Origin of the sequence: Brooklawnia cerclae, from assembly GCF_011758645.1 — a bacterium.
In the GTDB taxonomy this organism is placed as follows: Bacteria; Actinomycetota; Actinomycetes; order Propionibacteriales; family Propionibacteriaceae; genus Brooklawnia; species Brooklawnia cerclae.
The window spans coordinates 1,696,495-1,721,757 of sequence record NZ_JAAMOZ010000001.1; the positions used below are offsets into that span (position 1 = coordinate 1,696,495).

Annotated in this window: 24 protein-coding genes; 8 read left to right on the top strand and 16 right to left on the bottom strand. The window is 68.2% G+C overall.

Annotation, left to right across the window (positions count from 1 at the left end):
• Positions 1–12 precede the first annotated feature (12 nt).
• Together FB473_RS07850 and FB473_RS07855 are read left to right on the top strand one after the other, a co-directional pair.
• A complete protein-coding gene (locus FB473_RS07850) occupies positions 13–579 on the top strand; it encodes a DUF3000 domain-containing protein (RefSeq protein WP_167166215.1) in 567 nt (188 codons plus the stop codon).
• A complete protein-coding gene (locus FB473_RS07855; protein ID WP_167166217.1) occupies positions 579–1,853 on the top strand; it encodes an HRDC domain-containing protein in 1,275 nt (424 codons plus the stop codon). The genes FB473_RS07850 and FB473_RS07855 overlap by 1 nt, the downstream gene beginning before the upstream one ends.
• Before the next feature lie 3 nt (positions 1,854–1,856).
• On the opposite strand, the gene dxs is transcribed toward FB473_RS07855, so the two are convergent.
• Together dxs and FB473_RS07865 are read right to left on the bottom strand one after the other, a co-directional pair.
• Positions 1,857–3,830, bottom strand: a complete 1,974-nt coding sequence (dxs, locus tag FB473_RS07860) for a 1-deoxy-D-xylulose-5-phosphate synthase (protein WP_167166219.1) — start codon at positions 3,828–3,830, stop codon at positions 1,857–1,859.
• A gap of 66 nt (positions 3,831–3,896) precedes the next feature.
• Entirely contained in the window at positions 3,897–4,433 is a 537-nt protein-coding gene (locus FB473_RS07865) for a hypothetical protein (RefSeq protein ID WP_167166221.1), read from the bottom strand.
• A gap of 168 nt (positions 4,434–4,601) precedes the next feature.
• Between FB473_RS07865 and FB473_RS07870 the strand changes: the two genes are divergently transcribed.
• Positions 4,602–5,015, top strand: a complete 414-nt coding sequence (locus FB473_RS07870; RefSeq protein ID WP_341770070.1) for an HIT family protein — start codon at positions 4,602–4,604, stop codon at positions 5,013–5,015.
• A complete protein-coding gene (locus tag FB473_RS07875) occupies positions 5,012–5,323 on the top strand; it encodes a hypothetical protein (RefSeq protein ID WP_167166225.1) in 312 nt (103 codons plus the stop codon). Before FB473_RS07870 ends, FB473_RS07875 begins: the two co-directional genes overlap by 4 nt.
• A 220-nt stretch (positions 5,324–5,543) precedes the next feature.
• Here the strand turns inward: FB473_RS07875 and FB473_RS07880 are convergent, their stop codons facing one another.
• The 5 genes from FB473_RS07880 to acnA form a co-directional block, all read right to left on the bottom strand.
• The gene (locus FB473_RS07880) at positions 5,544–6,425 is read right to left on the bottom strand and encodes a hypothetical protein (protein WP_167166227.1); all 882 of its coding nucleotides are present in this window, start codon (positions 6,423–6,425) and stop codon (positions 5,544–5,546) included.
• A 616-nt stretch (positions 6,426–7,041) separates the two neighbouring features.
• Complete coding sequence (locus FB473_RS07885) at positions 7,042–7,698, bottom strand: isochorismatase family protein (protein WP_167166229.1); 657 nt, start codon at positions 7,696–7,698, stop codon at positions 7,042–7,044.
• 102 nt (positions 7,699–7,800) lie between these two features.
• Entirely contained in the window at positions 7,801–8,223 is a 423-nt protein-coding gene (locus tag FB473_RS07890) for a TA system VapC family ribonuclease toxin (RefSeq protein ID WP_167166231.1), read from the bottom strand.
• Positions 8,220–8,468 carry a type II toxin-antitoxin system VapB family antitoxin gene (locus FB473_RS07895; RefSeq protein ID WP_208390481.1) on the bottom strand — a complete coding sequence of 83 codons (249 nt, stop codon included), beginning with the start codon at positions 8,466–8,468 and terminating at the stop codon, positions 8,220–8,222. Before FB473_RS07895 ends, FB473_RS07890 begins: the two co-directional genes overlap by 4 nt.
• A gap of 153 nt (positions 8,469–8,621) precedes the next feature.
• Positions 8,622–11,294 (bottom strand): aconitate hydratase AcnA, encoded by a 2,673-nt coding sequence (gene acnA / locus FB473_RS07900; RefSeq protein WP_167166235.1) that lies wholly within the window; start codon positions 11,292–11,294, stop codon positions 8,622–8,624.
• A 160-nt stretch (positions 11,295–11,454) separates the two neighbouring features.
• On the opposite strand from acnA, the gene FB473_RS07905 reads away from it, so the two are divergent.
• Positions 11,455–11,739 carry a DUF4342 domain-containing protein gene (locus FB473_RS07905; protein WP_167166237.1) on the top strand — a complete coding sequence of 95 codons (285 nt, stop codon included), beginning with the start codon at positions 11,455–11,457 and terminating at the stop codon, positions 11,737–11,739.
• Between the two features lie 30 nt (positions 11,740–11,769).
• Here the strand turns inward: FB473_RS07905 and FB473_RS07910 are convergent, their stop codons facing one another.
• The 7 genes from FB473_RS07910 to FB473_RS07940 all read right to left on the bottom strand — a co-directional run bounded on the left by FB473_RS07910 (position 11,770) and on the right by FB473_RS07940 (position 18,743).
• On the bottom strand, positions 11,770–11,985 hold the full coding sequence (locus tag FB473_RS07910; protein WP_167163664.1) for a DUF6767 domain-containing protein: 216 nt from the start codon (positions 11,983–11,985) through the stop codon (positions 11,770–11,772).
• A 102-nt stretch (positions 11,986–12,087) separates the two neighbouring features.
• Positions 12,088–12,867, bottom strand: a complete 780-nt coding sequence (locus tag FB473_RS07915) for an SDR family NAD(P)-dependent oxidoreductase (protein WP_167166239.1) — start codon at positions 12,865–12,867, stop codon at positions 12,088–12,090.
• A 34-nt stretch (positions 12,868–12,901) separates the two neighbouring features.
• Positions 12,902–13,624, bottom strand: a complete 723-nt coding sequence (locus tag FB473_RS07920; protein ID WP_167166241.1) for a GntR family transcriptional regulator — start codon at positions 13,622–13,624, stop codon at positions 12,902–12,904.
• 15 nt (positions 13,625–13,639) lie between these two features.
• Positions 13,640–14,164 (bottom strand): VOC family protein, encoded by a 525-nt coding sequence (locus FB473_RS07925; protein ID WP_167166243.1) that lies wholly within the window; start codon positions 14,162–14,164, stop codon positions 13,640–13,642.
• Positions 14,165–14,213: 49 nt separating this feature from the next.
• Entirely contained in the window at positions 14,214–15,209 is a 996-nt protein-coding gene (locus FB473_RS07930) for a zinc-dependent alcohol dehydrogenase (RefSeq protein ID WP_167166245.1), read from the bottom strand.
• A gap of 13 nt (positions 15,210–15,222) precedes the next feature.
• Complete coding sequence (locus FB473_RS07935) at positions 15,223–16,521, bottom strand: dihydrolipoamide acetyltransferase family protein (RefSeq protein ID WP_167166247.1); 1,299 nt, start codon at positions 16,519–16,521, stop codon at positions 15,223–15,225.
• An 11-nt stretch (positions 16,522–16,532) separates the two neighbouring features.
• The gene (locus tag FB473_RS07940) at positions 16,533–18,743 is read right to left on the bottom strand and encodes an alpha-ketoacid dehydrogenase subunit alpha/beta (protein ID WP_167166249.1); all 2,211 of its coding nucleotides are present in this window, start codon (positions 18,741–18,743) and stop codon (positions 16,533–16,535) included.
• A gap of 163 nt (positions 18,744–18,906) precedes the next feature.
• Here FB473_RS07940 and FB473_RS07945 point away from each other — a divergent pair, with 163 nt between their 5' ends.
• Together FB473_RS07945 and FB473_RS07950 are read left to right on the top strand one after the other, a co-directional pair.
• Positions 18,907–19,656: an SDR family NAD(P)-dependent oxidoreductase gene (locus FB473_RS07945; protein WP_167166251.1), complete on the top strand. Its 750-nt coding sequence runs from the start codon at positions 18,907–18,909 to the stop codon at positions 19,654–19,656.
• 47 nt (positions 19,657–19,703) lie between these two features.
• Complete coding sequence (locus FB473_RS07950; RefSeq protein ID WP_341770071.1) at positions 19,704–21,173, top strand: NAD-dependent succinate-semialdehyde dehydrogenase; 1,470 nt, start codon at positions 19,704–19,706, stop codon at positions 21,171–21,173.
• A gap of 93 nt (positions 21,174–21,266) precedes the next feature.
• Here FB473_RS07950 and FB473_RS07955 read toward each other — a convergent pair whose 3' ends face one another.
• A complete protein-coding gene (locus FB473_RS07955; protein ID WP_341770135.1) occupies positions 21,267–22,427 on the bottom strand; it encodes a class I SAM-dependent RNA methyltransferase in 1,161 nt (386 codons plus the stop codon).
• Between the two features lie 31 nt (positions 22,428–22,458).
• Positions 22,459–24,459 (bottom strand): amino acid permease, encoded by a 2,001-nt coding sequence (locus tag FB473_RS07960; protein WP_167166255.1) that lies wholly within the window; start codon positions 24,457–24,459, stop codon positions 22,459–22,461.
• A 136-nt stretch (positions 24,460–24,595) separates the two neighbouring features.
• On the opposite strand from FB473_RS07960, the gene FB473_RS07965 reads away from it, so the two are divergent.
• Complete coding sequence (locus FB473_RS07965; protein ID WP_167166257.1) at positions 24,596–25,258, top strand: potassium channel family protein; 663 nt, start codon at positions 24,596–24,598, stop codon at positions 25,256–25,258.
• The last annotated feature ends 5 nt before the right edge of the window (positions 25,259–25,263 follow it).

Genomic DNA, 25,263 nt, shown 5'->3' on the forward strand with positions numbered 1-25,263 from the left:
ATGTCGACTCTGATGAAGACGAGCCCCTTCGAGCGCGTCGATGACACAGTCGCCTCGTTTCGATGGCGCCCCGAGCTCGACGTGGAACGGATCCCCGCGCCGCAGCGTATAGCGCCATCCTCACTTGCCATCGAGGCGTCTGTCGTGACCACCACGGGATCCGAAGTGGGAAGCGGGCGACTGATCGTCCTGCACGACCCAGACGGGAACCCGGCCTGGGACGGAACCTTCAGGTTCGTGAGCTTCTGCCGCGCCGATGTCGACTTCGACATGGTCAACGATCCCCTGTTGTCCGAGGTCGGCTGGACATGGCTGACCGAGGCGCTCAACGATGCGGGGGCCGACTACCACGACGCCTCGGGCACCGTCACGGCCGTCTCGAGTCGAAGCTTCGGCCAGCTCGCGACGGAGGCCGACCGCGCCGAGGTGGAGATCCGCGCGTCCTGGACGCCCGTCTTCTCCACCGACGACGAGGTCGCCTCCCACATTGCCGCGTGGCAGGCGCTGCTCTGTACGACCGCGGGCCTGCCTCCGCTGCCCGACGGCATCATCCCCCTGTCCGGCCGGCTGGATCATTGATGGCGGACGACACCAGCCGCGATCCCCAGGACGAGCCGGACGACCTGCCGATCCTGCGGCTACCGCACGAGGGCCTGACGCCGGTCGTCAGCTCCCCACCGACCTGGCACGAGACCGTGTCGGCGCTCGCCTCGGGGACGACTCCGATAGCGGTGGACGTCGAGCGCGCGCAGAGCTACCGCTACTCGTCCAAGGCATACCTGGTGCAGGTACGGCGAGAGGATGCCGGCACCCACCTCATAGACCCCGTCGCCCTGGAACGCCCGTGCGAGGAGGTCGCCGACCTCAGCGAGCTGGCTCGTGCCGTCGGCGACGCCGAATGGATCATCCACGCCGCCACCCAGGACCTGCCCAACCTCGTCCAATTGGGGCTCGCGCCACAACGCCTGTTCGACACCGAGCTGGCGGGACGTCTGCTCGGGCTTCCCAAGGTCGGGCTCGGCCCGATGGTCGAGCGCTACTGCGGGGTGCGGCTGCTGAAGGAACACGCCGCGGTCGACTGGTCGATACGCCCCATACCGGACGACTGGCTCGCCTACGCCGCCCTCGACGTGGAACTGCTCACCGAGCTGCGCCAACGCCTCGTGGACGACCTGACTGCTGCCGGCAAGGACGAATGGGCCCGGCAGGAGTTCGACTGGCTGATCACGTGGGCGCACCGGCCGCGTCCCGAGCGCGTCGACCCATGGCGGCGCACATCGGGGACGCACACCGTCCGCACCCGCCGGGGGCTCGCCCTCGTCCGCGAGTTGTGGCTGGCGCGCGACGACGTGGCCCGAGCCGACGACCGTGCCCCCAGCAAGATCCTGCCGGACGCGGCGATCACCGAGCTGGCCGCGCTCGTCCCCCGCCAGAAGCCGGAGGTTCCCACAGCGGCGCAGTTGCGCCAGATCGAGGGATTCAAACGCCGTCGCGCACGCCAGTACCAGTCGACATGGATCGACGTGCTCGACCGCGTCGCGGCCGTCCCGACGTCCGACCTGCCCCCGCTTCGGCTGCCGGGCACGGGCATACCCGCACCCCGCAACTGGGAGAAGTCGAATCCCGAGGCGTGGCGGCGCTGGGAGAAGGTTCGTCCCGCCGTCGTCGCCCTCGCCGAGGAACTGTCGTTGCCCGTCGAGAACCTTCTGAGCCCCGACGCCCTCCGGCATCTGATGTGGGCACCCGACGGCCCGCTGACGGTCGAGGCGGTGTCGGCTCAGCTGGCCGGTTACGACGCACGGCCCTGGCAGCAGGCGCTCATCGCTCCCCTGGTAGTCGAACTGCTCGGGTGAGGATCACCTGGTTGGACGACGGGGCTCAGTGACGGTCTCGGCGGGCCGATACCGGACGGCACCAGGCAACCGATCGTCAGGCAACCGATCGTCGGCGGAATCGTTCTCGTCGACAGCGACGGCCTCGATGATCGACCGCGCCACGGCGCCCGGGGTCAGGCCGATGTCGGCCAGCACCTCGGCACGGCTGGCCGTCGGCAGGTACTCCTGCGGCACACCGAAATGGCGTACAGGCACGTCGACACCCGCGTCCGACATGGCCAACGCCAACCGAGAGCCCAGGCCACCGACGATCAGATCGTCCTCGATCGTGGCCACCATCCGATAACCGGAGCACAGTTCGACCAGCGCGTCGCTCACCGGCAACCCCCAGACGGGATCGACGACACCCGCCGCGATTCCCTCGCGTTCGAGCAGCTTGGCAGCTTCGACGGCGACCTGGCACATCGAGCCCCAGGCCACGATGAGGACGTTCTTCTGCTCGGTGAACACGAGGTGATCGAGGCCCTCGCGGGTGGTGACCGCGGGCAACGGGTCGGGCAGCCTGCCCTTGGCGTAGCGGATGAGCGTAGGCCCGTCACGCCTGGTGGTGGCCGCTTCCAGAGCAGCATGCAGGCGCGGTTGATCGCGTGGGGCCGCCAATCGGAGGCCGGGCACGATCCCGGCCAGCGCGACGTCCCACACACCGTTGTGGCTGGCACCGTCAGACCCGGTCACCCCGGCCCGGTCGCAGACGATCGTGACCGGCAGGTGATGCAGTCCCACGTCCATGACCAACTGGTCGAGGGCGCGGTTCAGGAATGTCGAGTACACGGCGAACACCGGATGCAGGCCGGTCCTGGCCAGGCCCGCCGCGTATGTCATTGCGTGCTGCTCGGCTATGCCGACGTCAAAAACGCGCTCGGGATACATTGCCGCGAATCGCGCCAGCCCCACGGGATGCAGCATCGCGGCGGTCAGGGCGACGAGCTTCGGGTTGCTCTCGCCGAGCTCGACCATCTCCTGGCCGAAGGCCTCCGTCCAGGTGGCGTGGGACGAGGGGTTGATCGGCGCCCCGGTGACCGCGTCGATGGGCCCGATGCTGTGGAACAGGTCGATCTCGTACTGCTCGGCTGCCCGGAAGCCCCTTCCCTTCTGGGTGATGGCGTGGACGACGACCGGACCGCCGAATCCCTTCGCCTGCCGGAGCGCCAGCACCAGGGCTCCGATGTCGTGGCCGTCGACGGGACCGACGTACTTGATGTCCAGGTCGGAGAACAGCCCTTGCGGGGCGAGCACGTCCTTCAGCCCGGCCTTGACCCCGTGCAGCAGCTCATACGCCGGACGCCCCACCACCGGTGTGCGGCGGATGGACGTGCGGATCGTGTCCAGCGTCGGCTCGTAGCGGGGACTCGTGCGAATCGCCGACAGATGCGCCGAGAGCCCGCCCACGGTCGGCGCGTACGACCTGCCGTTGTCGTTGACGACGATCACCATCGGCAGTTCGGTGACGGCGATGTTGTTGAGGGCTTCCCAAACCATCCCCCCGGTCAGGGCACCGTCCCCGATCACGGCGACCACGGTTCGGTCGCTCGCCCCCTGCAGACGGAACCCCTGGGCGAGTCCGTGGGCCCACCCGAGGGACGCCGAGGCGTGCGAGTTCTCGACCCAGTCGTGCCCGGACTCGGCTCGCGACGGATAGCCGGACAGCCCGTCCTTGCGGCGCAACGTCGGAAACCCCCCGCGACGGCCGGTCAGGATCTTGTGGACATAGCTCTGGTGACCGGTGTCGAACACGATCGGGTCATGGGGTGAATCGAACACCAGATGCAGGGCGATCGTCAGTTCGACCACTCCCAGGTTGGGCCCCAGATGCCCACCGGTTCGGCTCACGTTCGTGATGAGGAACCGGCGGATCTCGGCCGCCAGGCTCGTGAGCTCATCGGACGACAGCCGGCGCAGATCGTCCGGACGATTGATGGAATCCAACAGGGGCATGGTGCGAATCCTAGGCCCGGTACCGCACAAGGACGTATGACCCGGGTCCCCGGTTTCATCCCGCACCTACGGCCTGCGGATGAACACCTTTCCTCGAAGAGCCTCCTCGACCAGCGCGATCGCCCGTCGGAGACGGACCAGTCGCCGCTCGTCGGCCTCGAGCATCGCCGTCGCGGCGTCGAGCGTCTGCGGCCCTGGCTGATCGTCCGAACTCGAGCGGGCCCTGGCCAGCGCCCGGCGGTTCGATCTGATCCGGCCTTCGACAAAATCGGCTGCGAACCTGGCCAGCACCGTCGGATGCCGGTGCAAGACGGGATACGCGCGATAGCCGGACGGGCAGCAGTCGAACAACCACGCCGAAGCGCTCTGCTCCCAGTCGGGCGCACCGGGCGGGAGAACCGCCTCAGGCCATCCGGTGGGCAGACCGAGCCGGCCGAAGCCGGTGCCGCCGGCCTGCCCCGCGGAATGCCCCGCCGTGGTATGGGCCGACCCGCCGGTCTGGTGCACGGGGGCTGCGCTCACCCCGCCGGGCCGGAACTGACGAAAAACCAAGACCGGGGCCATGTCGTCCCCAGACCCACGTCGATATGCGACGGCAGTCATGACGTCCTCCTGTGCGTCTCGCTGGAGTTCCAACGTTCGAACATGTGTTCGATTGGTTCCAGTGTGCACGCCTGCACTGACAAAATCCAGTACCCCGCGCCGGTCGACGGATTTGGGCCCAGAGCGGACACCGCCCGCACATTCGGCCCCGCGCGCAACACTGGACCAGTGGATGTCTTCGACCAGATCGTCGCCGGTGATGTGCCCGCGGAGGTGATCGCCCGCAACGACCGGGCCATCGCCTTCCTCGACACCCGCCCGCTCTTCCCCGGCCACGCACTGGTGTGCCCCGTCGATCACTACGAGACCTTCTACGACCTGCCGGCCGATCTCTACGCCGCGATCTGTTCGCTGGCGCGCCGAGTCGCCCTCGCGCAGAGGGACGCGCTCGACGCCGAGGGCACGTTCCTGGGGAACAACAACATAGTCAGCCAGTCGGTGCCGCATTTCCATCTGCACGTCGTACCCCGGCACCGGGGCGACGGCCTGCGAGGATTCTTCTGGCCACGCACACGCCCGTCGTCCGACGAGCTTCATGCCGTGGGCGACCGGCTACGCGCCGTGATCGAGGAGCAACGATGAGCGACGTCTTCAATATCTTCATGCCCGGCGCCAAGCACTGGGACGAGGTCAAACGCGCCGAGAAGATGCTCCTCGTCGAATCCCAGAAGGGCGGCGAGGGCCCCGGGCGCCTCGACCTCGACGAGGGTTTCCTGGTGATGCGCGACCGCACCGGTCAGGCCACCGAGACCTCCACCGACGTCGGCAACCCCAATCGCCTGCGCCCCCAGGCGGCTCCCGAGGACGAGCACAAGACGGCGTCCGACGACATCACGGGAGCGTCGCGCGACGCTCAGGCCGACGATGGGTCGGGCCCGGACGCCGACTGAGGCCTCCGCCGGGTGCCGGACCCTGCCCAGCGCACATCGACACGCCAGAGCAAGCGCTCTCCAGGCATTCTGAGGAGCACTGGTGCGCAGAAATCAGGGCGGACGCCGACCTCGGCCGACAGTGAGCTTCCCGTCAGCCAGCGGTCCCCGTCGGCCAGTGGCCCCCGGTCAGGGAGCGGCCGGCTGAGCCACCCATCCCGCGTCCGCACACAGCCGACGGCTACAGCTGGAGTTGCCGCCGCCTCATCTCCGCGATCATGCGTACAGAATCCGCGAAACCGGGTGGGTCCGCGAGCACCCGCCGCACGGCGAATCTGACCATCTGCCAACCGAGCACCGCCAGACGCTCGTCCCGCAGACGGTTGGCAACGAACGCGTCCGGACGATCGTGGTACTCGGCGCCGTCGATCTCGAATCCCAGTCGCAGCGCGACCATGGCGATGTCGAGGACGGCCAGCGGCGGGCCGTCGGGCGAGTCGATCACCGGATGGTTCGCGACCCAACCGCCCACGCCCGCCTCACGCAACGCGCAGTGCGCCACCCGCTCGGCGTACGACCATGGTTGATCCCGGGCGTCGTCCAGAACCGACCGGCGCAATGCGTTCCCAGGACGATTCGGTGTAGCCGCCAGGGCCGCGCGAAGGTCGTCCAACCGGACGCGTCGACGCAGCGCCTCGTCCACGATCGCGGGGCCGCATTCGGGAATCAGGTCGACCGTGGTCAGCGCCCTCGACGTGCACCTGACCAGGCCGACTCGGCGCGTCAGCCATGCGGGCACCGTCCGACGGGTTGCCAAGAGCCAGTCCCGCGACCGAAGCCGTGCCGTGGCCACCTCGATGGGGTCGCCGTCCGCGACCAGCCAGTCGTGCAGCACTGCGGCCGCATGGCCCGCGATGATCGCGTCCGGGTCCGCGAGGGCAACCGCCCGTGTTCTGACGGCGAAACCCGATGCCTCGTCCGGACGCGCATGGACGCCGGGCAACACTCGCACCAGCTGCCCGCTGCGCAGCGCCCAATCGATCTGCCCACCCAGCGCCGGCAATGCCGCACGGCTGATCACGCCGCCATTGCCCGCGAGTTCTTCTTCCAGTCGTCGATGCACGAACAGATGGTGGGAGCGAACCACGGCGGCGGATCATCCGGACAACAACCTGTGGACAATCCGGCCGAGGCCAGGACGCCGCGTATCCGGAACGAGGCCCCCGGTTCGCTCGCCCAGCGCCCGCCACGCCGGGAGACACAGCGCCCCCTGGTGTGCCCGCCAAGCACGATTGGGCCACGGCTCGGGCAACCCGCCCCTACACGCGTCCGCCGAGCGACGCCCCGCCCTTCGCCGGGGGCCGAGCTCATGGCCAGGGCGACGTCACGCTCGGCCTGGGCACCCCGCCCTCCGCCGGGTGCCGAACCCTGCTCAGCGCACATCGACACGCCCAAGCAAGCGCTCTCCAACCCTTCTGAGGAGCACTGGTGCGCAGAAATCAGGGTGGACGCCCACCTCGGCCGGCATTGGGCTCCCGAGCCGGGACGATCAGGCCCGGCGAGGCGGCGGTGGCGCGGATGCTCGCCGACATCGGGTTCCCGACCCTGGACGATCACGCCTCCCTACGGTGTTCACGTCGATGCGATCGAGACCCCGCCCACGCCGAGCAAGACCTTTCCCCGCGCCCACGGACGGCGAACGACCCTGACACGCCGCGTCGCTCGGGACGTCCTGCCGCTCAGGACGCCACGCGAAGCGCCGTCACGATGTCGCGAGCGGGCATGGCGACAGCACCCAGCCCGAGGGCGTCGGCTAGCCGGTCGGATGTCACCTGCGATATCGCGTCCTCCGCTACGACGACCCGAAGGTCTCGCTCGCTGGCATCGAAGATCGTTGCCCGCGGGCAGTTCGGGAAGTTGCATCCCGCGATCACCACGGTGTCCGCGCCCCAATCGGCCAGGCTGCGCTGCAGTGTGGTGCGGTAGAACGCGCTCCAGCGCGGCTTCCACATGATGTGTTCGCGATCGCCGATCGGTTGGAGGGCACCGGACAGGAGCAGGGCGGCATCCACCTGCACATCGGGGCTCGGCAGCAGTTCTCGCGCGATCTGCGCGCCACCGGAATCCGGCTTCACGATCGGCGCGCCGGCGAGCAACGCCGCCCGACGGACGAGATCGACGTCGGCGCCCTCGTACAGCCGTATCACATGGACGATCGGACACCGGGCTGCTCGGAACGCCTCGATCAGCGTCCGCATCGTCGTCAGCCGGTCCGAGGTGCCCGGGACCGGGCTGGAACCACCGTCGAGGAAGTCGTTCTGGACGTCGATCACCACGAGCGCCGCACTCTCGAAGTGCGGCGTGGTGAACGCGTCATCGCGCGGTCTGTCGCTCACGTGATGATGTTCCCATCCGCGCACCGCCGCCGTGGGCTCGTCCGGCCGACGCGCTCGGCAGACGCCACTGCTGACGGGGCAGCAAGCCTGCTCAGTGCACGTTCACTGCGGAGTGACGATCTCGAGCCCGTCGAACCGCCGGAAGTCACGGTCGAACGTCGCGACCGGGCAGCCGTGTTGGACTGCGACCGCGGCGAGGTAGGCATCCGGGATCAGATTGGCAGATGCCTCGGCATCCGCAGCGAGTTGAAGAAAAGGCTCGATCCCGTCGACGAGTCCTGCGACGTGACGGTAGCCTCCCGCACCCGCCACCGCACGTACGAACGTAAGCGCATCCGCAAGCGTCGACGGAATTTCGAAGATGCGTGTGTTCGTGACGATACGCAGAAACCCCGACCAGACCGAGTCTGGGACGACGACCGTGTCCTCGGAAAGACTGCGCTGAAGAAACATTCTCGCTCGGTCGTGATGAGGATGCTCACCGAAGTACGCAGCGACAAGCACGTTGACATCGACGACGATCACGAGCGCCCCCGCGTCACCTCGTCGAGCATGTCGTACAAGGAGCGGTTCGACGACGGGTCGACTCCCGATCGCGGACGACCCCCTGGGAAGACCGGCAGGTCCACCGGTGCTGCCGAGTGGTGCGGCGCGGACAGATAGTCGCGCAGAGCCTCTTCGACGAAACCACCCAGCGTCAGCCCCTGCGCACTCGCGCGTTGTTTCGCGCGCTTGAGAAGCGCCTCATCGATCGAAAGCGTGGTGCGCATGATGCACATTTTACAGCATCACTCGCATCAACCAGGACGAGAGGACGAGCCGGGCCGGCGTCCCACCACCGCGCGACCAGACGCGCAATGCCGGGACGCCGCCCTCGCCCGACCAACTCCGCTCAGCCCGGGCCCGCCAGGGGCCGGCCTCGATCAGCCCTTCAGCAGGCTCCGCAGCACGTACTGCATGATGCCGCCGTTGAGGTAGTAGTGCCGCTCCCCTGGCGTATCGATGCGGACGACGGCGTCGAACTCGGTCACCCGGCCGTCGGGTGCCGTCGCGGTCACCTTCACCGTATGGGGAGTCTCGTCATCGTTGAGGCGCGTGACCCCCGAGATGTCGATGGTCTCCTCCCCCGTGAGGCCCAGGGTGCCGGGGTTCGTCCCCGCCGGGAACTGCAGAGGTAGCACGCCCATGCCGATGAGGTTGCTGCGGTGGATGCGCTCGTAGCTCTCGGCGAGCACGGCGCGCACGCCCAGCAGCATCGTCCCCTTCGCCGCCCAGTCGCGCGAGCTGCCGGAGCCGTACTCCTTGCCTGCCAGCACAACCAGCGGGACGCCCGCCTCCCGGTAGTTCATCGCGGCGTCGTAGACCGTGGACACGGGCCCGTCCGGTTGAGTGAAATCCCTCGTGAAACCACCCTCCGTGCCGGGAGCGATCTGGTTGCGCAGCCGGATGTTGGCAAATGTGCCGCGGATCATCACCTCATGGTTGCCTCGGCGACTGCCGTAGGAGTTGAAGTCCTTCCGCTCGACCCCGTGCTCCACCAGGTACTTCCCCGCCGGCGAGTCGGGCTTGATCGCCCCGGCCGGGCTGATGTGGTCGGTGGTCACCGAGTCGCCGAGCCTCAGCAGGACGCGGGCGCCGCGGATGTCCTCCACGGGCTCGGGAGCGACCGGCATGCCGTCGAAGTACGGGGGCTTGCGCACGTAGGTGGAGTCGTCCGCCCACTCGAACGTCTCACCCGAGGGCGTCGGCAGGGTCTGCCAGCGCTCGTCGCCCGCGAACACGTCGGCATACGACGTCTGGTACATCTGCGAACTGATCGCGGACGACACGACGCCCTCCACCTCGGCAGGCGTCGGCCAGATGTCGGCGAGGAAGACGTCGTTGCCCTGGTCGTCGGTGCCCAGCGGGTCGTGGACGAGGTCGATGTCCATGGTCCCGGCCAGCGCGTAGGCGACGACCAGGGGCGGGGACGCCAGGTAGTTCATCTTGACGTCGGGGTTGATGCGACCCTCGAAGTTGCGGTTGCCCGACAGCACCGACACCACGGCGATGTCGCTCGCGTTCGCGGCCTTGCTGACCGCGGGCACCAGTGGACCCGAGTTGCCGATGCAGGTGGTGCAGCCGTAGCCGACGATGTCGAAGCCGAGTTGGCTCAGCGGCGCGTCCAGACCGGCCCGCTGCAGGTAGCTCGTGACCACCTGCGAGCCGGGTGCCAGCGTCGTCTTGACCCACGGCTTGCGCGTCAGCCCGCGCTCGGCCGCCTTCTTGGCCACCAGCCCGGCAGCGACCATGACGCTGGGATTGGACGTGTTGGTGCACGAGGTGATCGCGGCCACACCCACCAGGCCGTGCGACAGGGTCACTCCGTGGCCCTCGATGGTGTCGTCCACGCTCGCCAGCGGGTCGGACACGTAGGCGGGAAGCGTCGTCAGGAACGTCGACTTGGCCTCCGACAGGGCGATCCGGTCTTGCGGACGCTTCGGCCCGGCGATCGAGGGGACGACCGTCGCCAGATCGAGCTCGAGGTACTCCGAGTACTCCGCGGTGGCCTCCGGGTCGAACCACAGGCCCTGAGCCTTCGCATAGGCCTCGACCAACGCGATCTGCTCGTCGTCCCGCCCGGTGAGGCGCAGGTAGTCGAGAGTGAGCTGGTCGATCGGGAACACCGCGATCGTCGACCCGTACTCGGGACTCATGTTGCCGATGGTGGCCCGGTTGGCCAGCGGCACCTGCCCCACGCCCGGCCCGTAGAACTCGACGAACTTGCCGACCACACCGTGCTTGCGCAGCAGGTCGGTGATGGTCAGGACGAGGTCCGTGGCCGTGGCGCCCTGTGGCAACGATCCGATCAGCTTGAAGCCCACCACCCGGGGAATGAGCATGCTGATGGGCTGGCCGAGCATGGCGGCCTCGGCCTCGATGCCGCCGACTCCCCAGCCGACCACGCCCAGTCCGTTGACCATCGTGGTGTGGGAGTCGGTGCCGACACACGTGTCGGGATAGGCGGTCAGGACGCCGTCGACCTCCCGCGGGAAGACCACCCGGGCGAGGTGCTCGATGTTGACCTGGTGGACGATGCCCGTGCCCGGCGGAACGACCTTGAAGTCGTCGAAGGCCGTCTGCCCCCAGCGGAGGAACTGGTAGCGCTCGCGGTTGCGCTCGTACTCGAGATCGGTGTTGATGCGAAGCGCCTGCGGGCTGCCGAAGACGTCGGCGATCACCGAGTGGTCGATCACCATCTCGGCGGGCGACAACGGGTTGATCCGGGCCGGATCACCACCGAGGCCTGCCATCGCCTCGCGCATCGTGGCGAGGTCGACGACGCAGGGCACACCGGTGAAGTCCTGCATGATGACACGCGCGGGCGTGAACTGGATCTCGTGCCGGGGCTCCGCCGATGGGTCCCACTGCCCGAGGAAGGCGATGTCGTCCCTGGTGATGTTCGCACCGTCCTCGGTACGCAGCAGGTTCTCCAACAGCACCTTGAGGCTGAAGGGCAGTCGTTCCGCTCCCGGCACCTTGTCCAGCCGGTAGTAGGTGTACGCCGTCCCGTTGACGTCGAGGGTGTCCCTCGCGTCGAAGCTGTCGATGCTCATTCACTCTCCTGGAATTATCTTGATGTCAAGATACCATGCGATCGTTCCTCCCCGTCATCCTCCCATTGCTGCGGCGGACTCACTGACGAAGCACATATGCGGACGAAGTTCGTGCCACCGCGCCCGACGCGCGGCGAGCCCGGTTGCTACCGTCGGATGCATGGTCAACGACTCGCACAGCGCCGACGGCCGGCGCAGTTTCGTCGAACGCGTGGAGGTCGCCGGCGAACAGCTGGTGAGCACCGTCAAGTCGCTCTTGGAGGACACGTCAGCCAAGCGCGTCATCGTCAAGAGTTCCGGCGGCAGGACGCTGATCAGTGTCCCGTTGTCGTTCGGCCTGGCGGGCAGCGCGCTGGCCGTGATCCTCGCCCCCACCTTCGCCGCCGTCGCGGCGATCGGTGCCGCGTTCGCGAAGGTCAGCCTCGAGATCGAGCGCGAGGGCTGAGTTCCGCGCCGGCGAGCCCCGGCCGCGAACTCAGGACAGGCTGGTCGCCGTCCCCCGCTGCGCGGCCCTGTGCGCCGTGTGCTGAGCGACGTACAGTTCACGCAACTCGGGGTCGTCCATCACCAGATAGACCAGGCCGCAGTCCTGCGGGCCGCTCGCGCCGGGTTGACACAGGCTGCACGGATCGCCGGGACGAAGCGGGCAGCGCGGCGTGGCCGCATGTCGCTGGTTCATCGTCGTGGTCACGTCCTACTTCCCGAGCACGGGATCCCCACTGGATCCCGCCCTCCACGATAACCACGGCCGCAACGGCTCTCCGCCTCGGCGGACGCTCCCCGAGCGCCACTCCTACGACGTCGTCCACCCACCGTCGACGACGATCATCTGGCCGGTGATGTAGCTGGACGCATCACTGGCCAGGAACAGCGCCACGGAGGCCATCTCCGCGGGCTCGGCCAGCCGCCCCATGGGAATGCGCGACAAGATCCCATCGGCCTTCTCCCGGTCGCTGAACAACGACTCGGTCAGTTCCGTGCGCACCCAACCGGGTGCCACGCCGTTGGCGCGTATGCCGCGTCCCGACCACTCCTTGCTGATCGCCCTCACCAGGGCACCCACCCCCGACTTGGCGGCCGCATAGGCCGGGATGTCGGGAACCACCGACTGGAAGTTGTTGAGCGAGCCGATGAAGACATGGCTGCCCGGGCGCCCGTCGGCGAGCTGACGCCGCCCCAGCTCCTGGCTGATGCGGAACGGGGCGGTGAGGTGGACGCTCAGGATCCGATCCCACTGCTCGGGTGGGAAGTCGACGATCGGCTGACGATGCTGGAACCCGGCCGCGTGGACGACCACGTCGACCGCGCCGCCCAGCGCGTCCTGGCAGTCGTCCAGAAGGCTCACCGGGTCCACCGTCATCACGTCGGCGGGCACCGCGACCGAGTTCGGAACGCTGCCGACGGCGGCGTCGAGCTGCTCCCTCGTCCGCGAGACCAGCGCCACGTCGGCCCCCGCCTCACCCATCGCCTGGGCCATCGCCCGGCCGATACCTCGCCCGCCCCCGGTGACGACCACCCGCCGTCCGTCGAGGCGGAAGAGGTCGAGGACGCTACGGTTGTCCTTGTCATTCATGGGTCTGCCTTTCATTCGAGCCCGTGGATGGCGATCAGCCGAGATCGGCGCGCGATGCCTCGGAGGTATGTGAGGAAGCATCAGGGGCCCACATCTCGACCGCGTAGTCCGACTCCAGCAATGTCAGCCGCGTCCGGTGGATGTGCAGCTGGACGACCCCTGCGCCTGCCCGCACGTCACGGCGCTGCAGCGCGTCGACGATGAGCGCGTGCTCGGCGCAGGTGGCACGGAACGAGTCCTCCGGCATCTGCCGGACGAGCTCACGCCGGTACGGCTGTGTGGTGTTCCACAACCGCGTGACCAGCTCGTTCAGGTACGACCAACCGGCTCCGGCGTAGGTCAGCAGATGGAACTCGCGGTCGAGCCGCATGAACGCGTTGAGGCCGCCGGCCCCTCCCGTCCGCTCGATCTCGTCGGCCAACCGTGCCGCCTCCCCGATCTGGTCGTCCGTCAGCCGGGGGATGGACTCGATGATGACCATGGGCTCCACCGCCTCGCGCAGCCGGTAGACCTGCTCGAACTCCTCCTCGTCCAGACCGGTCACCCAGGCCCCCGAATGGGACTTGATGGTCACCAGCCCCTCGGCCTCCAAGGCGCGCAGGGCCTCGCGGACCGGCATGCGGCTGGCACCGAACTCCGCCGCGAGTACTTCCTGGCCCAGCCGCGAACCCGGAGCCCGTTCGCCGCTGAGAATCTGCTCGCGCAGCTCACCTGCCACGCGTTGTCCCTGAACCGTACGTACGCTCAACTCGTCCATGTCACCACCCACCTGTCACCGCTCGGGGTGCACAGGGCTCCACAAACGGACCTGCGAGGCCTGCTCGTACACCTTGCCCTGCGGATACGACACCAGCTCCATCTGCATGCCCCATGGGGCCAGAAAGTACACCCATCGCTGGCCCGTGGCCGGGCCGCTGCTCGACGTCGGCTCGCCGAGCACCTCCACCCCGCGAGACCTCAGGTATTCGATCGCGGCATCGATGTCGTCGACGTAGAAGCCCAGATGGTGCCCGCCGACATCGCTGTTGAGGGGCTGCTGCTCGTCCCGCCCGTCGAGTTCGTACTCGAAGATCTCGAAGTTCGAGCCGTTCCCGCAGCGATAGTGCCGGTTGCGGAACACCGCCCGGTCATCGACGTTGACGTGCTCGGACAGCCAGGTACCTCCCTTCGACTCGAAGGGACCGAGCTCGAAGAAGTACTCGCACCCGAGCACGTCGACGAAGAAATCGTGGGCCTGCTCAAGATCGGGCACGGTGAACCCGACATGGTCCATGCCCCTCATACCGGGAATGCTCATGGGTCGTTCCTCGCTTTCCTCGGGGCCTGCCGGCCCCGACTGTTCGTGCTCATCGCCTGGGGTCGATGAGCACCTTCATGGTCTTGCCGTCCGTGATCGCGTCCAGGGCCTGCTTCCACTCGCCGATCGGGAAGATCGTCCCGACGGCGGGACGAAGATCGATCACCTCGCGCCCCATGAGGTCCAGGGCCAGATCCCACGCGCGAGGCGAGTGCGAGAAGCCGGCCGTCATGACGAGCTCCCGGAGGATGAGGATGTCGAGCGGGACGGTGACGTCGCGCCCGAAGATCCCGACCTGGATGTACGAACCGCCGCGCTTGGTCGCCCGCATGGCGTTCCCCGCGCCCGGCCCCGATCCCGAGCACTCGATGGCCACGTCGTAGGCCATCTCGGGAGGTGTCTCGACGGTCGTCTCGATGCCCGTGCCCGCCAGCCCCGCCAGGCGCTCGGCATCCTTGGGGATCCCCGCCAGGGTCACCTGTCCCCCGCTCGCCCTGGCCACCTGTGCGGCCAGGTAACCCATCGGTCCCGGTCCGGTGACCAGTACCCGCGACCCCGCCTTGATGCTGCTGCGCAGGATCAAGGCATGGCAGGTGCATGCGAGCGGCTCGGCGAGAGCCGCGAGCTCGTCCGGCACGTTGTCGGGCACCGCATGCAGGTTCAGGGTGGGGACGACGAGCCGCTCGGCGAACCCGCCGTCGCGGAACGACCCGATCGACTCCCGGTTCTCACACATGTTCCTGCGGCCCGCACGGCACATCTCGCACCGTTCGCAGCACCGGAAGAACGTCTCGACCACGACACGCCTGCCGACCCACGCCGGGTCGGCGTCCGGCCCGACGCCGATGACGCGTCCCAGCACCTCATGGCCCATGACGACCGGCAGGTGCAGCTTGTACTCGTCGTGCATCACGTGCAGGTCGGTGCCGCACACACCGGTGTAGATGACCTCCAGCAGCGCCTGCCCGGGGCCGGGCGTGGGCTCCGGGACGTCCCGGAGCTCCACGTTGGCAGGCCCCGCAGCGAACTTCACCACGGCCTTCATGCCACGTCCCCCGTCACAGCGCCATGAGCGCCGGGTTCTCCAGACGGGCCTTGAGGGCCTGCAGGAGCTGGGCGGCCAGCGCGCCGTCCACGACGCGATGATCGGACGACAACGTGACGGTCATGACGGTCGCGGCGGCGAGCTCACCGTCGATCACGACGGGCCGTTGCTCGGCGGCCCCCACGGCGAGGATTCCCGACTGCGGCGGGTTGAGGATCGCCGCGAACTCGCGCACCCCGTACATGCCCAGGTTGCTGATCGAGAACGACCCACCCTCGATCTCGTCCTGCTTCAGCTTGTTGGCACGGGCACGCTCGATCAACTCCTGCGTCGTGCGGGCAAGGGCCTCGAGGCCGAGCCGCTCGACCCCACGAACCACGGGCGTGACCAGGCCCTTGTCCGTGGAGACCGCGACCGACACGTCCACGGTCGAGTACTGCCGGATCGAGTCGCCGTTCCAGACGGCGTTGGCCGCCGGGAGCGCCTGGAGCGCGCCCGCGATCGCCTTGATGATCAGGTCGTTCACGCTGATCTTCACCGAGGCGACGGCGTTGAGCTGCTTGCGGTAGGCCAGCAGTGCGTCCATGCGCACGTCCACCGTCACGTACCAGTGGGGCACGGTGGTCTTCGACTGGGTGAGGCGCCGGGCGATGGCCCGCCGCATTCCCGTGAGCGGGATATCCACGTAGGCCCCGCCGGCGCTCGGTGCCGGCTCGGCGGCAAACGTCGCCTGCGGCGTGGCAGCAGGCTGCGGGACGACGGCCGCCGATTGCGCCGCCGCAGCCACGGGGGCTTCCACGGCCTGCGCGGAAGCTTCGAGATAGGCCTCCACGTCCGCGCGGATGACGCGTCCCCTGGGCCCCCGGCCCTGGACGAGCCCGATGTCGACGCCATGCTCGGCCGCTATCCGGCGAGCCAGCGGCGATGCGAAGACACGCGTCCCGTCGGTCCTGACGGGCTCGCCCCCCGACGTGGTTGCCGCGACGGCGACAGCGGCGGGCTCGGGAGGCGGCGCGGACTGCGCGGGGGCCGGCTGGGCGCCGAGTGCGACGTCGACGGCCGACGGGTCCTCCCCCGCGGCGAGGATCGCGCAGATCGGCGCGCCGACCGCGACCCGCTGCGAGGGGGTGGCCAGCAGCCGGCCGACCGTCCCCGCCACGTCGGAGGTGACCTCCACATTGGCCTTGTCGGTCTCGATCTCGGCGAGTGCCTGGCCCTTCGTCACGGACTCGCCCGTGGCGACCAGCCACGACGTCAGCACCGCGTCCTCGGCATCGGCGACGACCGCCGGCATCTGGATGATGGTTGCCATTTCGCGTCCTTTCAGGCCTGCTGGCCGAGGTTGCGGCGGATGGCCTTGATGCCTTCGCGGATCTCGGGCTCATAGGCGAGCGCCGCCCGCTCGAGCGCCTTCGAGATCGTCGGCGTCGACTGCGACCCGTACACGCGCTGCACGGGCTGGTCAAGGTAGTCGAAGTAGCGTTCGGTGATCGCGGTGGCGATGCGTGCGGTGTAGCCCGGGCCGGGCGAACCCTGCTCGACGAGCAGCACGTTGTTCGTCTTCTTGATCGACTCGCCGATCGTGTCCCAGTCGAGCGAGGCCAGATCGAGCCAGCGCAGGTCGATGACCTCGGCATCGATCCCCTCCGCCTCGACGGCCTGGAGCGACAGCTCCACCATGTTGAGGTACGACAGGATCGTGAGTTCGCTGCCGGTACGCCTGATCTTCGCGGTTCCCGGCGGGATGATGTAGTCGAGATCCCCTTCGGGGACCCGATCCTTCTTCTCGTAGAGGTCGACATGCTCGATCACCATGACGGGGTCTTCGAGCGCCAGGGCGGCGTTCATGAGTCCCACGTAGTCGAACGCGTTCGACGGCGCGACGATGCGCCAGCCCGGGTGGGCCGCATAGACCCCCGCGGGCTCCATGGAGTGCTGGGAGCCGTAGCCCGCACCCATGGCGCACTTCGACCGCAGCACCAACGGCACGCCGTGCTCGCCGCCGAACATGTGACGCGCCTTGCCGATCTGGTTGAACACCTGGTCTGCGGCGACCCACATGAAATCGGAGTACATGAACTCGACCACCGGGCGGCATCTGCCGTCCATGGCCATGCCACCGGCCAGGCCCGCGAAGCCGTTCTCGCTGATGGGCGTGCCGAGGATGCGGTCGGGGAACTCCGCCTTGAGCCCGCGGGTGACACCGTTCGTGCCGCCCTTGAGCCGGTGGACGTCCTCCCCCATCGTCACGTAGCGCTTGTCGGTCTCCATGCGACGCTGCATGACGTCGGCGGCCGCATCGGCGAACTTCACCTCGCGCCAGGCGGTCACCTGATCGTCCTCGAGGGCCTGCCAGGACGCCAGTTCCGAGGCGTCCCCGCGAATCCCGTAGTCGACGAACGACGGATCGGGCCACAGCTGCGGCTTGATGCGCTTGCTGGGGCGCTTGGAATCGGGATCGTCCTCGGTGAACTCGGTGATGAGGCTCTGCACGACCGCGTCGATCTTGTCGGTCATGGCCTCGACGGCGGCCTGAGTGGTGAGGTCACGAGCGATGAGTTCGGTGGCGACGCGCTTGATCGCGTCGCGCTCACGCCACTGTGCCTCCTCCTCCTTGCTGCGGTACCCGAACGCGCTGCCGGGGAACGGGCCGTTCTGGTGGAAGTAGCGGTAGAGATCGGCCTCGACGACCACCGCGCCCTTTCCGGCGCGCATGTACTCGGCGGCCTGCTGCATCGCCAGGTACACGGCCAGCGGGTCCATGCCGTCGACCTTCCATGCGGGCATGCCGAAGCCGGACGCGCGCGCCGACAGCCGGGGCTCGTTCGTCGCCTCGAACACGTTCGTCGACACCGCGTACAGGTTGTTCTCGATGAAGAAGCACAACGGCAGATGCCACGCACTGGCCAGGTTCATCGTCTCCAGCGTCGAGCCGATGTTGGACGCGCCGTCGCCGAAGTAGGTGACGGTGACGTCGGAGCCGCCCGGTTTGGGCTCGTCGGCCTGGGCGTGCTTCTGGCAGAACGCGCTGCCGTTGGCCAGCGGGACGCCGCCGCCGACGATGGCGTTGGTCCCGAGGTTGCCCGCCTCTTTCCACTGCAGGTGCATCGAGCCGCCACGACCGTGGCTGAAGCCCTGATCGAGCCCGAGGATCTCGGCGAGGGTCTTCTTGATGAACGCGTGCACCTCGTCGTCGATCGGGTTGTCGATGTCGAAGGACGTTCCACGCAGGTAGTTGAGCCCCTTGGCCAGGAACTGATGATGCCCGCGATGGGTGCCGTTGACGGCGTCCGTGGGACGAAGGCCGATGATCGACCCCACGGCCCCGCCCTCCTGGCCGATGCTCGAATGCGCGGGACCATGCAGCGCACCGGCGCCGGCCAGTTTCAGGACCACCTCCTCGAACGATCGGATGATCTGCATCTGGACGAGCATCGCTCGCAGGAGCGCGGGATCAGCCGCGTCCCAGTCTTCCGGGGTCGTGCTGATCTGCTTCCACGGTACGGCCGGAGAAAGCACTTCTTCGTGACTCATTGGGACCTCTCCACCAGGGTGCCTGGGCTGTGGATGCACTTGCAGGTTGTGCATCAAACGTGGTTGTATTGTATCCAATCCAATCGACTTCTCGCAACGTGGAGCCACAGAATGGCAGCGAGAGCCACAGATGGATACATTTCGGCAAGGAGGCCTGAATCGTATGCTGTTTGACTTCAAGGGACGCCGGGTGGTCATAACCGGGGCCGCCAGCGGCATCGGTCGCGAGACCGCCCTCCTCATGGCGCGGGAAGGTGCCCGGCTCGTCCTGTCGGACCGTGACGTCCCGCGCTTGGAGACGGTCGCCCAGGAAGTGACGGACGCCGGGGCCACCGAGGTCCACCACGTCGCCGGCGACGTGACCAGTCTCGACTACATCCGCGAACTGGCCGGCGTCGTCCGGGAGCGGATGGACGGGCTCGACATCCTCATCCCCGCCGCGGGGATCTACCGGGGCCAGCCCTTCGAGGAAATGACCGACGAGCACTTCGACCTGACGATGGCCATCAACGTGCGCGCTGTGTTCCAGGTCACCCGTGAGCTCGTCCCCCTGATGGCCGACGGCGGCTCCATGGTGTTCTTCTCGTCCCGGGCCGGCAAGCGCGGCAGCGAGGGCAAGGCGGCCTACGCGACCTCGAAGGCCGCGCTCATCGGCCTGTCCCGCAGCCTCGCGCAGGAGCTCGGGCCACGCAACATCCGGGCCAACACCGTCTCGCCCGGCATCATCGAAACCCCCATGACCGCCCAGTCGGTCGCCCAGACCGGCCCCGAGCTCATCGCGCGCACCCCGCTGGGACGCAACGGCCGGCCCGACGAGGTCGCCAGCGTCGTCGCCTTCCTCTGCTCGGACGCCGCGTCGTTCGTCACCGGCGTGGACGTGCCCATCAACGGCGGCCTCTACATCGCCGGCTGACATCGGCGAACCACAGTTGCCCGAATCGAAATCAATCAGGAGAACACGTGTCGACACAGATCGAAGAGCTTGAGAAGCAGGTGCTGGACGCCCTGCCCCACGGCCTGTTCATCGGCGGCGAGTGGGTGGAGACCGACGCCACCATCCCGGTGATCAACCCGGCCAAGGGCGAGGCATTCGCCGAGGTCGCCGACGCCACACCAGAACTGGCGAAGACGGCCCTGGACGCGGCCTGCGACGCCGCGAGCGAATGGGCCGCCTGGAAGCCACGCGAACGAGCCGAACTGCTGCGGCGGGCGTTCGACCTGATCGAATCGCGCAAGCAGATCTTCGCCGCGCTGATGACCATGGAGATGGGCAAGACCTACAAGGAGTCGCTCGGCGAGGTCGCCTACGGCAACGAGTACGTCCGGTGGTTCTCGGAGCAGACCTGTCGCATCGAGGGCTACAACGCGATCGCCCCCAGCTCCGGCAAGCGGATCCTCACCGAGAAGGTGCCCGTCGGCCCCGTGCTGGCGATCACCCCGTGGAACTTCCCGCTGGCCATGGCCACCCGTAAGATCGCGCCCGCCCTGGCGGCCGGCTGCACGGTCGTGGTGAAGCCCGCCAAGCTGACCCCGCTCACCACCCTGCTGTTCTGCAAGGTGCTCGAGGACGTCGGCCTGCCCGCCGGTGTGGTGAACTGCTTCACCACGAACCACTCGGGCGCGACCACCGGCCCGCTGATCGCCGATCCCCGCATGCGCAAGATCACCTTCACCGGTTCCACCGAGGTCGGAGTGGGGCTGCTCCGGCAGGCCGCGGACCGGGTGCTGCGCTCGTCCATGGAACTGGGCGGCAACGCTCCCTGCGTCATCCTCGCCGACGCCGATCTCGATGTCGCGGTGCAGGGTGCGATGGACGCCAAGATGCGCAACCTCGGCGAGGCGTGCACCGCAGGCAACCGGTTCATCGTCCATGAGTCGCTCGTGGGCGAGTTCACCAAGCGGTTCACCGAGCGCATGGCCGCGCAGAAGGTCGGCTACGGCCTCGACGACTCGGTCAACGTCGGTCCCCTGATCGACGACGAGCAGCGCTCCAAGGTGCTCGGGTTCGTCCAGGACTCCATCGACAAGGGCGGCAAGGTCGAGGTCGGCGGCAACCCGATCGAAGGGCCCGGCTACTTCATGGAACCCACGGTGATCTCCGGCATCCAGCCGGGCAGCCGCATCCTCACCGAGGAGATCTTCGGCCCGTTCGCGCCGATCATCCCGTTCTCGACCGAGCAGGAGGCGATCGACATCGCCAACGGCACCGACTTCGGGCTGGCCGCCTACGTCTTCTCACGCGACCTCAAGAACGCCATGCGTGTGGGTGAGGGCATCGAGACCGGCATGGTCGGCATCAACACCGGTGTGGTGTCGGACGCGGCGGCCCCCTTCGGCGGCGTCAAGATGTCGGGGCTCGGCCGCGAAGGCAGCCAACTGGGCATCGAGGAGTTCCTCGAGACCAAGTACTACGCCATCCCGCTCGACTGATCACCGCGTAGGCAGACCTGTCAGCAGGTATTGGGGTGGATCGTGGGTCGACTATGACCCACGATCCACCCCAATAACGGTCCGCGGGTCGTATTACGACTCGCGGACCGCCGGGGTCAGGATCGCCACACACTCGATGTGGTGGGTCATCGGGAACAGGTCGAACGCCCGGAGGCTCGCCAGTTCGTACCCCTCGTCGGCGAACGTCGCGAGGTCACGAGCCAGGGCCGCCGGGTCGCAGGCCACGTAGGCGATCCGCCGGGCACCGAGCCCGACGACATGGCGGACGACCGCCGCGCGCGCGCCGGTGCGGGGCGGATCGAGCACCACGAGGTCGGCACGCCGAGGCAGGCGACCGAGCGTCCGTTCGACGCGCCCGGTGTGGAATCGGGCCTCCGGAACGTTGCCCCGGGCCAACTCGACCGCCGCACGATCGCTCTCCACCCCGGTCACCCGGCATCCCGCGTCCACCAGAGCGCCCGCGAACAACCCCACGCCGCAGTACAGGTCGATCGCGTGCTCCCCGGTCTCCGGACGCAGCCCGGCCATCACCGCTTCCACCAAGGCGTCAGCGGCCCCCGGATGCACCTGCCAGAATCCGTCGGCCCGCACCTTGTAGGCGCGGCCGGACGCCCGTTCCTCGACGACTGCCTTTCCCGCGAGCACCTCGCCGTCCCGGAGCACCGTCATGCCCGAGGAGGCGACGACCACCTGCAGTTCTCCGGTTTCCGACGTGTGGGCGAACGGCTCGTCACGTCCCTCCGGACGGGCCAACAGGCATCCGCCGTCCGGCAGGGGGACGAGCCTGCCCGATCGCCAGGCCCGCATCCCCACCCGGCCGTCGGCCAGCAGGTAGCGCATCCGCGTCCGCCACCCCAATCCGCCGTCGTCCCCGGGTACCGCCTCCACCGTGACGCTCCGGTGGATACCGGCCAGCCTCGACAGTTGCTCGGCCACCACGTCCGCCTTCAGGCCGCGCTGCGCGTCCACCCGGACGTGTTGGAAGTCACATCCTCCGCACACGCCGGCGATGGGGCACGGTGGCGACACCCTGTCGGGGGACGGCGCGATCACCGTGGCGGCGTCGGCCCACCAGAAGCGCTCGTGCGACGTGTCGGTGATCCGCACCGTGACCGTCTCGCCCGGGAGCGCGTGGCGGACGAACACCACGCGCCCGTCGAGCCTGGCCACGCAGTGTCCCCCGTGGGCGATGGGCCCGACCTCGATCGGGCCCGCCACGGCACCCTCCACGATCGCAGGAGGCTCCGTCGCCCGGGCCTGGCGGTCAGTGCCCACGGTCGGCACCACGAACCGCTGCGGCCTTCGCCCTGGCCGCGGTCGAGCGTCCGGACTTCAGCTGATAGGGCACGGAGGTGACCATCACACCGGTCATGAAATGCAGCCGCGTGCGGATGAGCAGCGCCGTCTGGTTGTGCAGGAGACTCTCCCACCAATGCCCCACCACGTATTCGGGGATGTAGACGCACACGACGTCGCGCGGGTTGTTCGACTGCACCTGCTTCACGTAGTCGATGAAGGGTTGGGTGACCTGACGGTAGGGCGAGTCGATCACCTTGAGAGGCACGGGCATGTCCTCGCTCTCCCATCGCATGACGAAACGCGAGGTGTCCTCCGCGTCCACCGCCACGGTCACCGCCTCAACGGTACTGGCCTTCGAGGCGCGTGCGAACTGCACGGCCTTGACCGTCGGCTTGTTCACCGCGTTGACCAGGACGATCGCTCGCACCCGGCTGGGAAGGGCCCGGTCGGACGAGTCGGTCAGAGCGGTCTCCTCCACCACGTCGTCGTAGTGCCGGTGGATGAGCCTCATGAGGACGAACAGCAGCGCCATCGCGAGGATCGCCATCCAGGCGCCCCGCAGGAACTTCGTCACGAGAACGATGATGAGCACCGTCCCGGTCATGGCCAGCCCCACCGCGTTGACCGTGCGGGCCCGGAACATCTTCGCGCGAGCCGACGGATCCGTCTCCGTGCGCAGATGGCGCGTCCAGTGGAGCAGCATGCCGGTCTGGCTGAGCGTGAACGACACGAACACACCCACCACGTACAGCTGGATCAAGGCAGTCACCGACGCGTTGAACGCCAGCACGAGCAGCACGGCAGCCCCTGCGAGCATCACGATGCCGTTGCTGTACGACAGCCTGTCGCCGCGCGAGTGCAGTTGGTGCGGCAGGTAGGAGTCGCGGGCCAGGATCGAGGCGAGGGTCGGGAAACCGTTGAACGCGGTGTTGGCCGCGAGGAACAAGATGATCATCGTCACCGTGATGAGGAAGTAGAAGCCGGGCCGGAACGAGTCGTAGAACACCGCCTGCCCGAGTTGGCCCAGCACCGTGGTGGCCTCGGTGTGGATCTCCTGGCCGGTCGGCGTGACGAAGTACGCGCCCTCGTTCACGTCCACCATCTTCACGCCCGTGATCCGTGCCATCAGGATGATGCCGAGAAGCATGCTCACGGCGATCAGACCGAGCATCAACAGCGTGGTGGCGGCGTTCTTCGACTTCGGGGGGCGGAAGTTCGGCACGCCGTTGCTGATCGCCTCCACGCCGGTCAGTGCCGCGCAACCGGACGAGAAGGCGCGAGCGAGCAGGGCGATCATGACGAACCCGGCGAAGGGGTCGTATCCCGATGGGCCGACGACCGTGTAGTCGGCCGTCGGAGCCGCCAGGTGGCGGCCCAGGACGAGCACCTGGAACAGCCCCCACAGCACCAGCGAGGCGACGGCGACCATGAAGGCGTAGGTCGGAACGGCGAAGATGCCGCCCGAGTCACGGACGCCGCGCAGGTTGATGCCCATGATGAACACGATCACGACGGCCGCGAACAGCCCCTCGTGCCCCGCGATGAAGGGCAGCATGGCCTTCGCGTTCTGGATGCCGGAGCTCACCGACACCGCGACCGTCAGCACGTAGTCGACGAGCAGGGCACTGGCGACGGTCAGGCCCGCGGTCGGTCCCAGGTTGGTCGTCGCCACCTCGTAGTCGCCACCGCCGGACGGGTAGGCGTGCACCGTCTGCCGGTAGGACGCCACCACCGTGAGCATGACGGCGGCGATCAGCAGCCCGATCGGCAGCGAGAACGAGAAACCCGCCATCCCCGCCAGGGACAGCATGATGAGGATCTCGTCGGGCGCGTAGCCGACCGAGCTCAGTGCATCGGACGCGAAGATCGGCAGAGCGATGCGCTTGGGCAGCAGGGTGTCGCTGAGACGTGTGCTGGCCAGCTTCCTCCCCACAAGCAGCCGTTTCACGGCATCCCACAGGTTCACGACCCGCAACTGTAGTCCGCGGATGGCCTGCGAGCACCAACGCCGAACAGTGACCAGATCACGGCCGAGTTCGGTGCCGGTCACCCCGCGCCGTTGATGTAGCGTTTCTCTGCAGTCCAAATCGGCGGGAGGTGTCATGCACATCGTGATCATGGGGTGCGGCCGTGTCGGGTCGTCCCTCGCACGGGCGCTCGAGCGCCGCAGTCACGAGGTGTCGGTGATCGACGTGGACGTCGATTCCTTCCGACGGCTGGGGCCGGACTTCACGGGCCGGACGGTCAAGGGCGTCGGCTTCGACAAAGGGGTGCTGATCAAGGCGGGCATATCCACTGCCGACGGGTTCGCCGCCGTCTCCAGCGGTGACAACTCGAACATCCTGGCCGCTCGCGTCGTCCGCGAGGAGTTCGGGATCGACAACGTGGTCGCCCGCATCTACGACCAGGGCCGCGCCCAGGTGTACGAGAAGCTCGGCATCCCGACCGTCGCCACCGTCCGCTGGGCCGCGGGTCAGGTGATGACCCGGCTGCTTCCCTCCGAGGCCGAGCCGGTCTGGCTCGACCCGTCGGGGCAGGTCGGGCTCGTCCAGATCCCGTTCCACGCCGGATGGATCGGCACACCGCTCCCCGCGCTCGAGGAACGCATCGGCGCACGGATCCCGTTCATGTTCCGGGTCGGACGCGGGATCTGCCCAGACCCCGAGATCATCCTCCAGGACGGTGACCTCATCTATGTGGCGACCGACCTGCCGAGGGTCGGGAGCGTCAAACGTCTCCTGGCCGTAGCGCCGGCGAAGCACTGAGGAGC

Bases quoted from the DNA above. Each gene is read 5' to 3' on its own strand.
- FB473_RS07850 (WP_167166215.1), top strand. From the start codon at position 13: ATGAAGACGAGCCCCTTCGAGCGCGTCGATGACACAGTCGCCTCGTTT.
- FB473_RS07855 (WP_167166217.1), top strand. From the start codon at position 579: ATGGCGGACGACACCAGCCGCGATCCCCAGGACGAGCCGGACGACCTG.
- dxs (WP_167166219.1), bottom strand. From the start codon at position 3,830: ATGCCCCTGTTGGATTCCATCAATCGTCCGGACGATCTGCGCCGGCTG.
- FB473_RS07865 (WP_167166221.1), bottom strand. From the start codon at position 4,433: ATGACTGCCGTCGCATATCGACGTGGGTCTGGGGACGACATGGCCCCG.
- FB473_RS07875 (WP_167166225.1), top strand. From the start codon at position 5,012: ATGAGCGACGTCTTCAATATCTTCATGCCCGGCGCCAAGCACTGGGAC.
- FB473_RS07895 (WP_208390481.1), bottom strand. From the start codon at position 8,468: ATGCGCACCACGCTTTCGATCGATGAGGCGCTTCTCAAGCGCGCGAAA.
- acnA (WP_167166235.1), bottom strand. From the start codon at position 11,294: ATGAGCATCGACAGCTTCGACGCGAGGGACACCCTCGACGTCAACGGG.
- FB473_RS07905 (WP_167166237.1), top strand. From the start codon at position 11,455: ATGGTCAACGACTCGCACAGCGCCGACGGCCGGCGCAGTTTCGTCGAA.
- FB473_RS07915 (WP_167166239.1), bottom strand. From the start codon at position 12,867: ATGAATGACAAGGACAACCGTAGCGTCCTCGACCTCTTCCGCCTCGAC.
- FB473_RS07920 (WP_167166241.1), bottom strand. From the start codon at position 13,624: ATGGACGAGTTGAGCGTACGTACGGTTCAGGGACAACGCGTGGCAGGT.
- FB473_RS07925 (WP_167166243.1), bottom strand. From the start codon at position 14,164: ATGAGCATTCCCGGTATGAGGGGCATGGACCATGTCGGGTTCACCGTG.
- FB473_RS07930 (WP_167166245.1), bottom strand. From the start codon at position 15,209: ATGAAGGCCGTGGTGAAGTTCGCTGCGGGGCCTGCCAACGTGGAGCTC.
- FB473_RS07935 (WP_167166247.1), bottom strand. From the start codon at position 16,521: ATGGCAACCATCATCCAGATGCCGGCGGTCGTCGCCGATGCCGAGGAC.
- FB473_RS07940 (WP_167166249.1), bottom strand. From the start codon at position 18,743: ATGAGTCACGAAGAAGTGCTTTCTCCGGCCGTACCGTGGAAGCAGATC.
- FB473_RS07945 (WP_167166251.1), top strand. From the start codon at position 18,907: ATGCTGTTTGACTTCAAGGGACGCCGGGTGGTCATAACCGGGGCCGCC.
- FB473_RS07965 (WP_167166257.1), top strand. From the start codon at position 24,596: ATGCACATCGTGATCATGGGGTGCGGCCGTGTCGGGTCGTCCCTCGCA.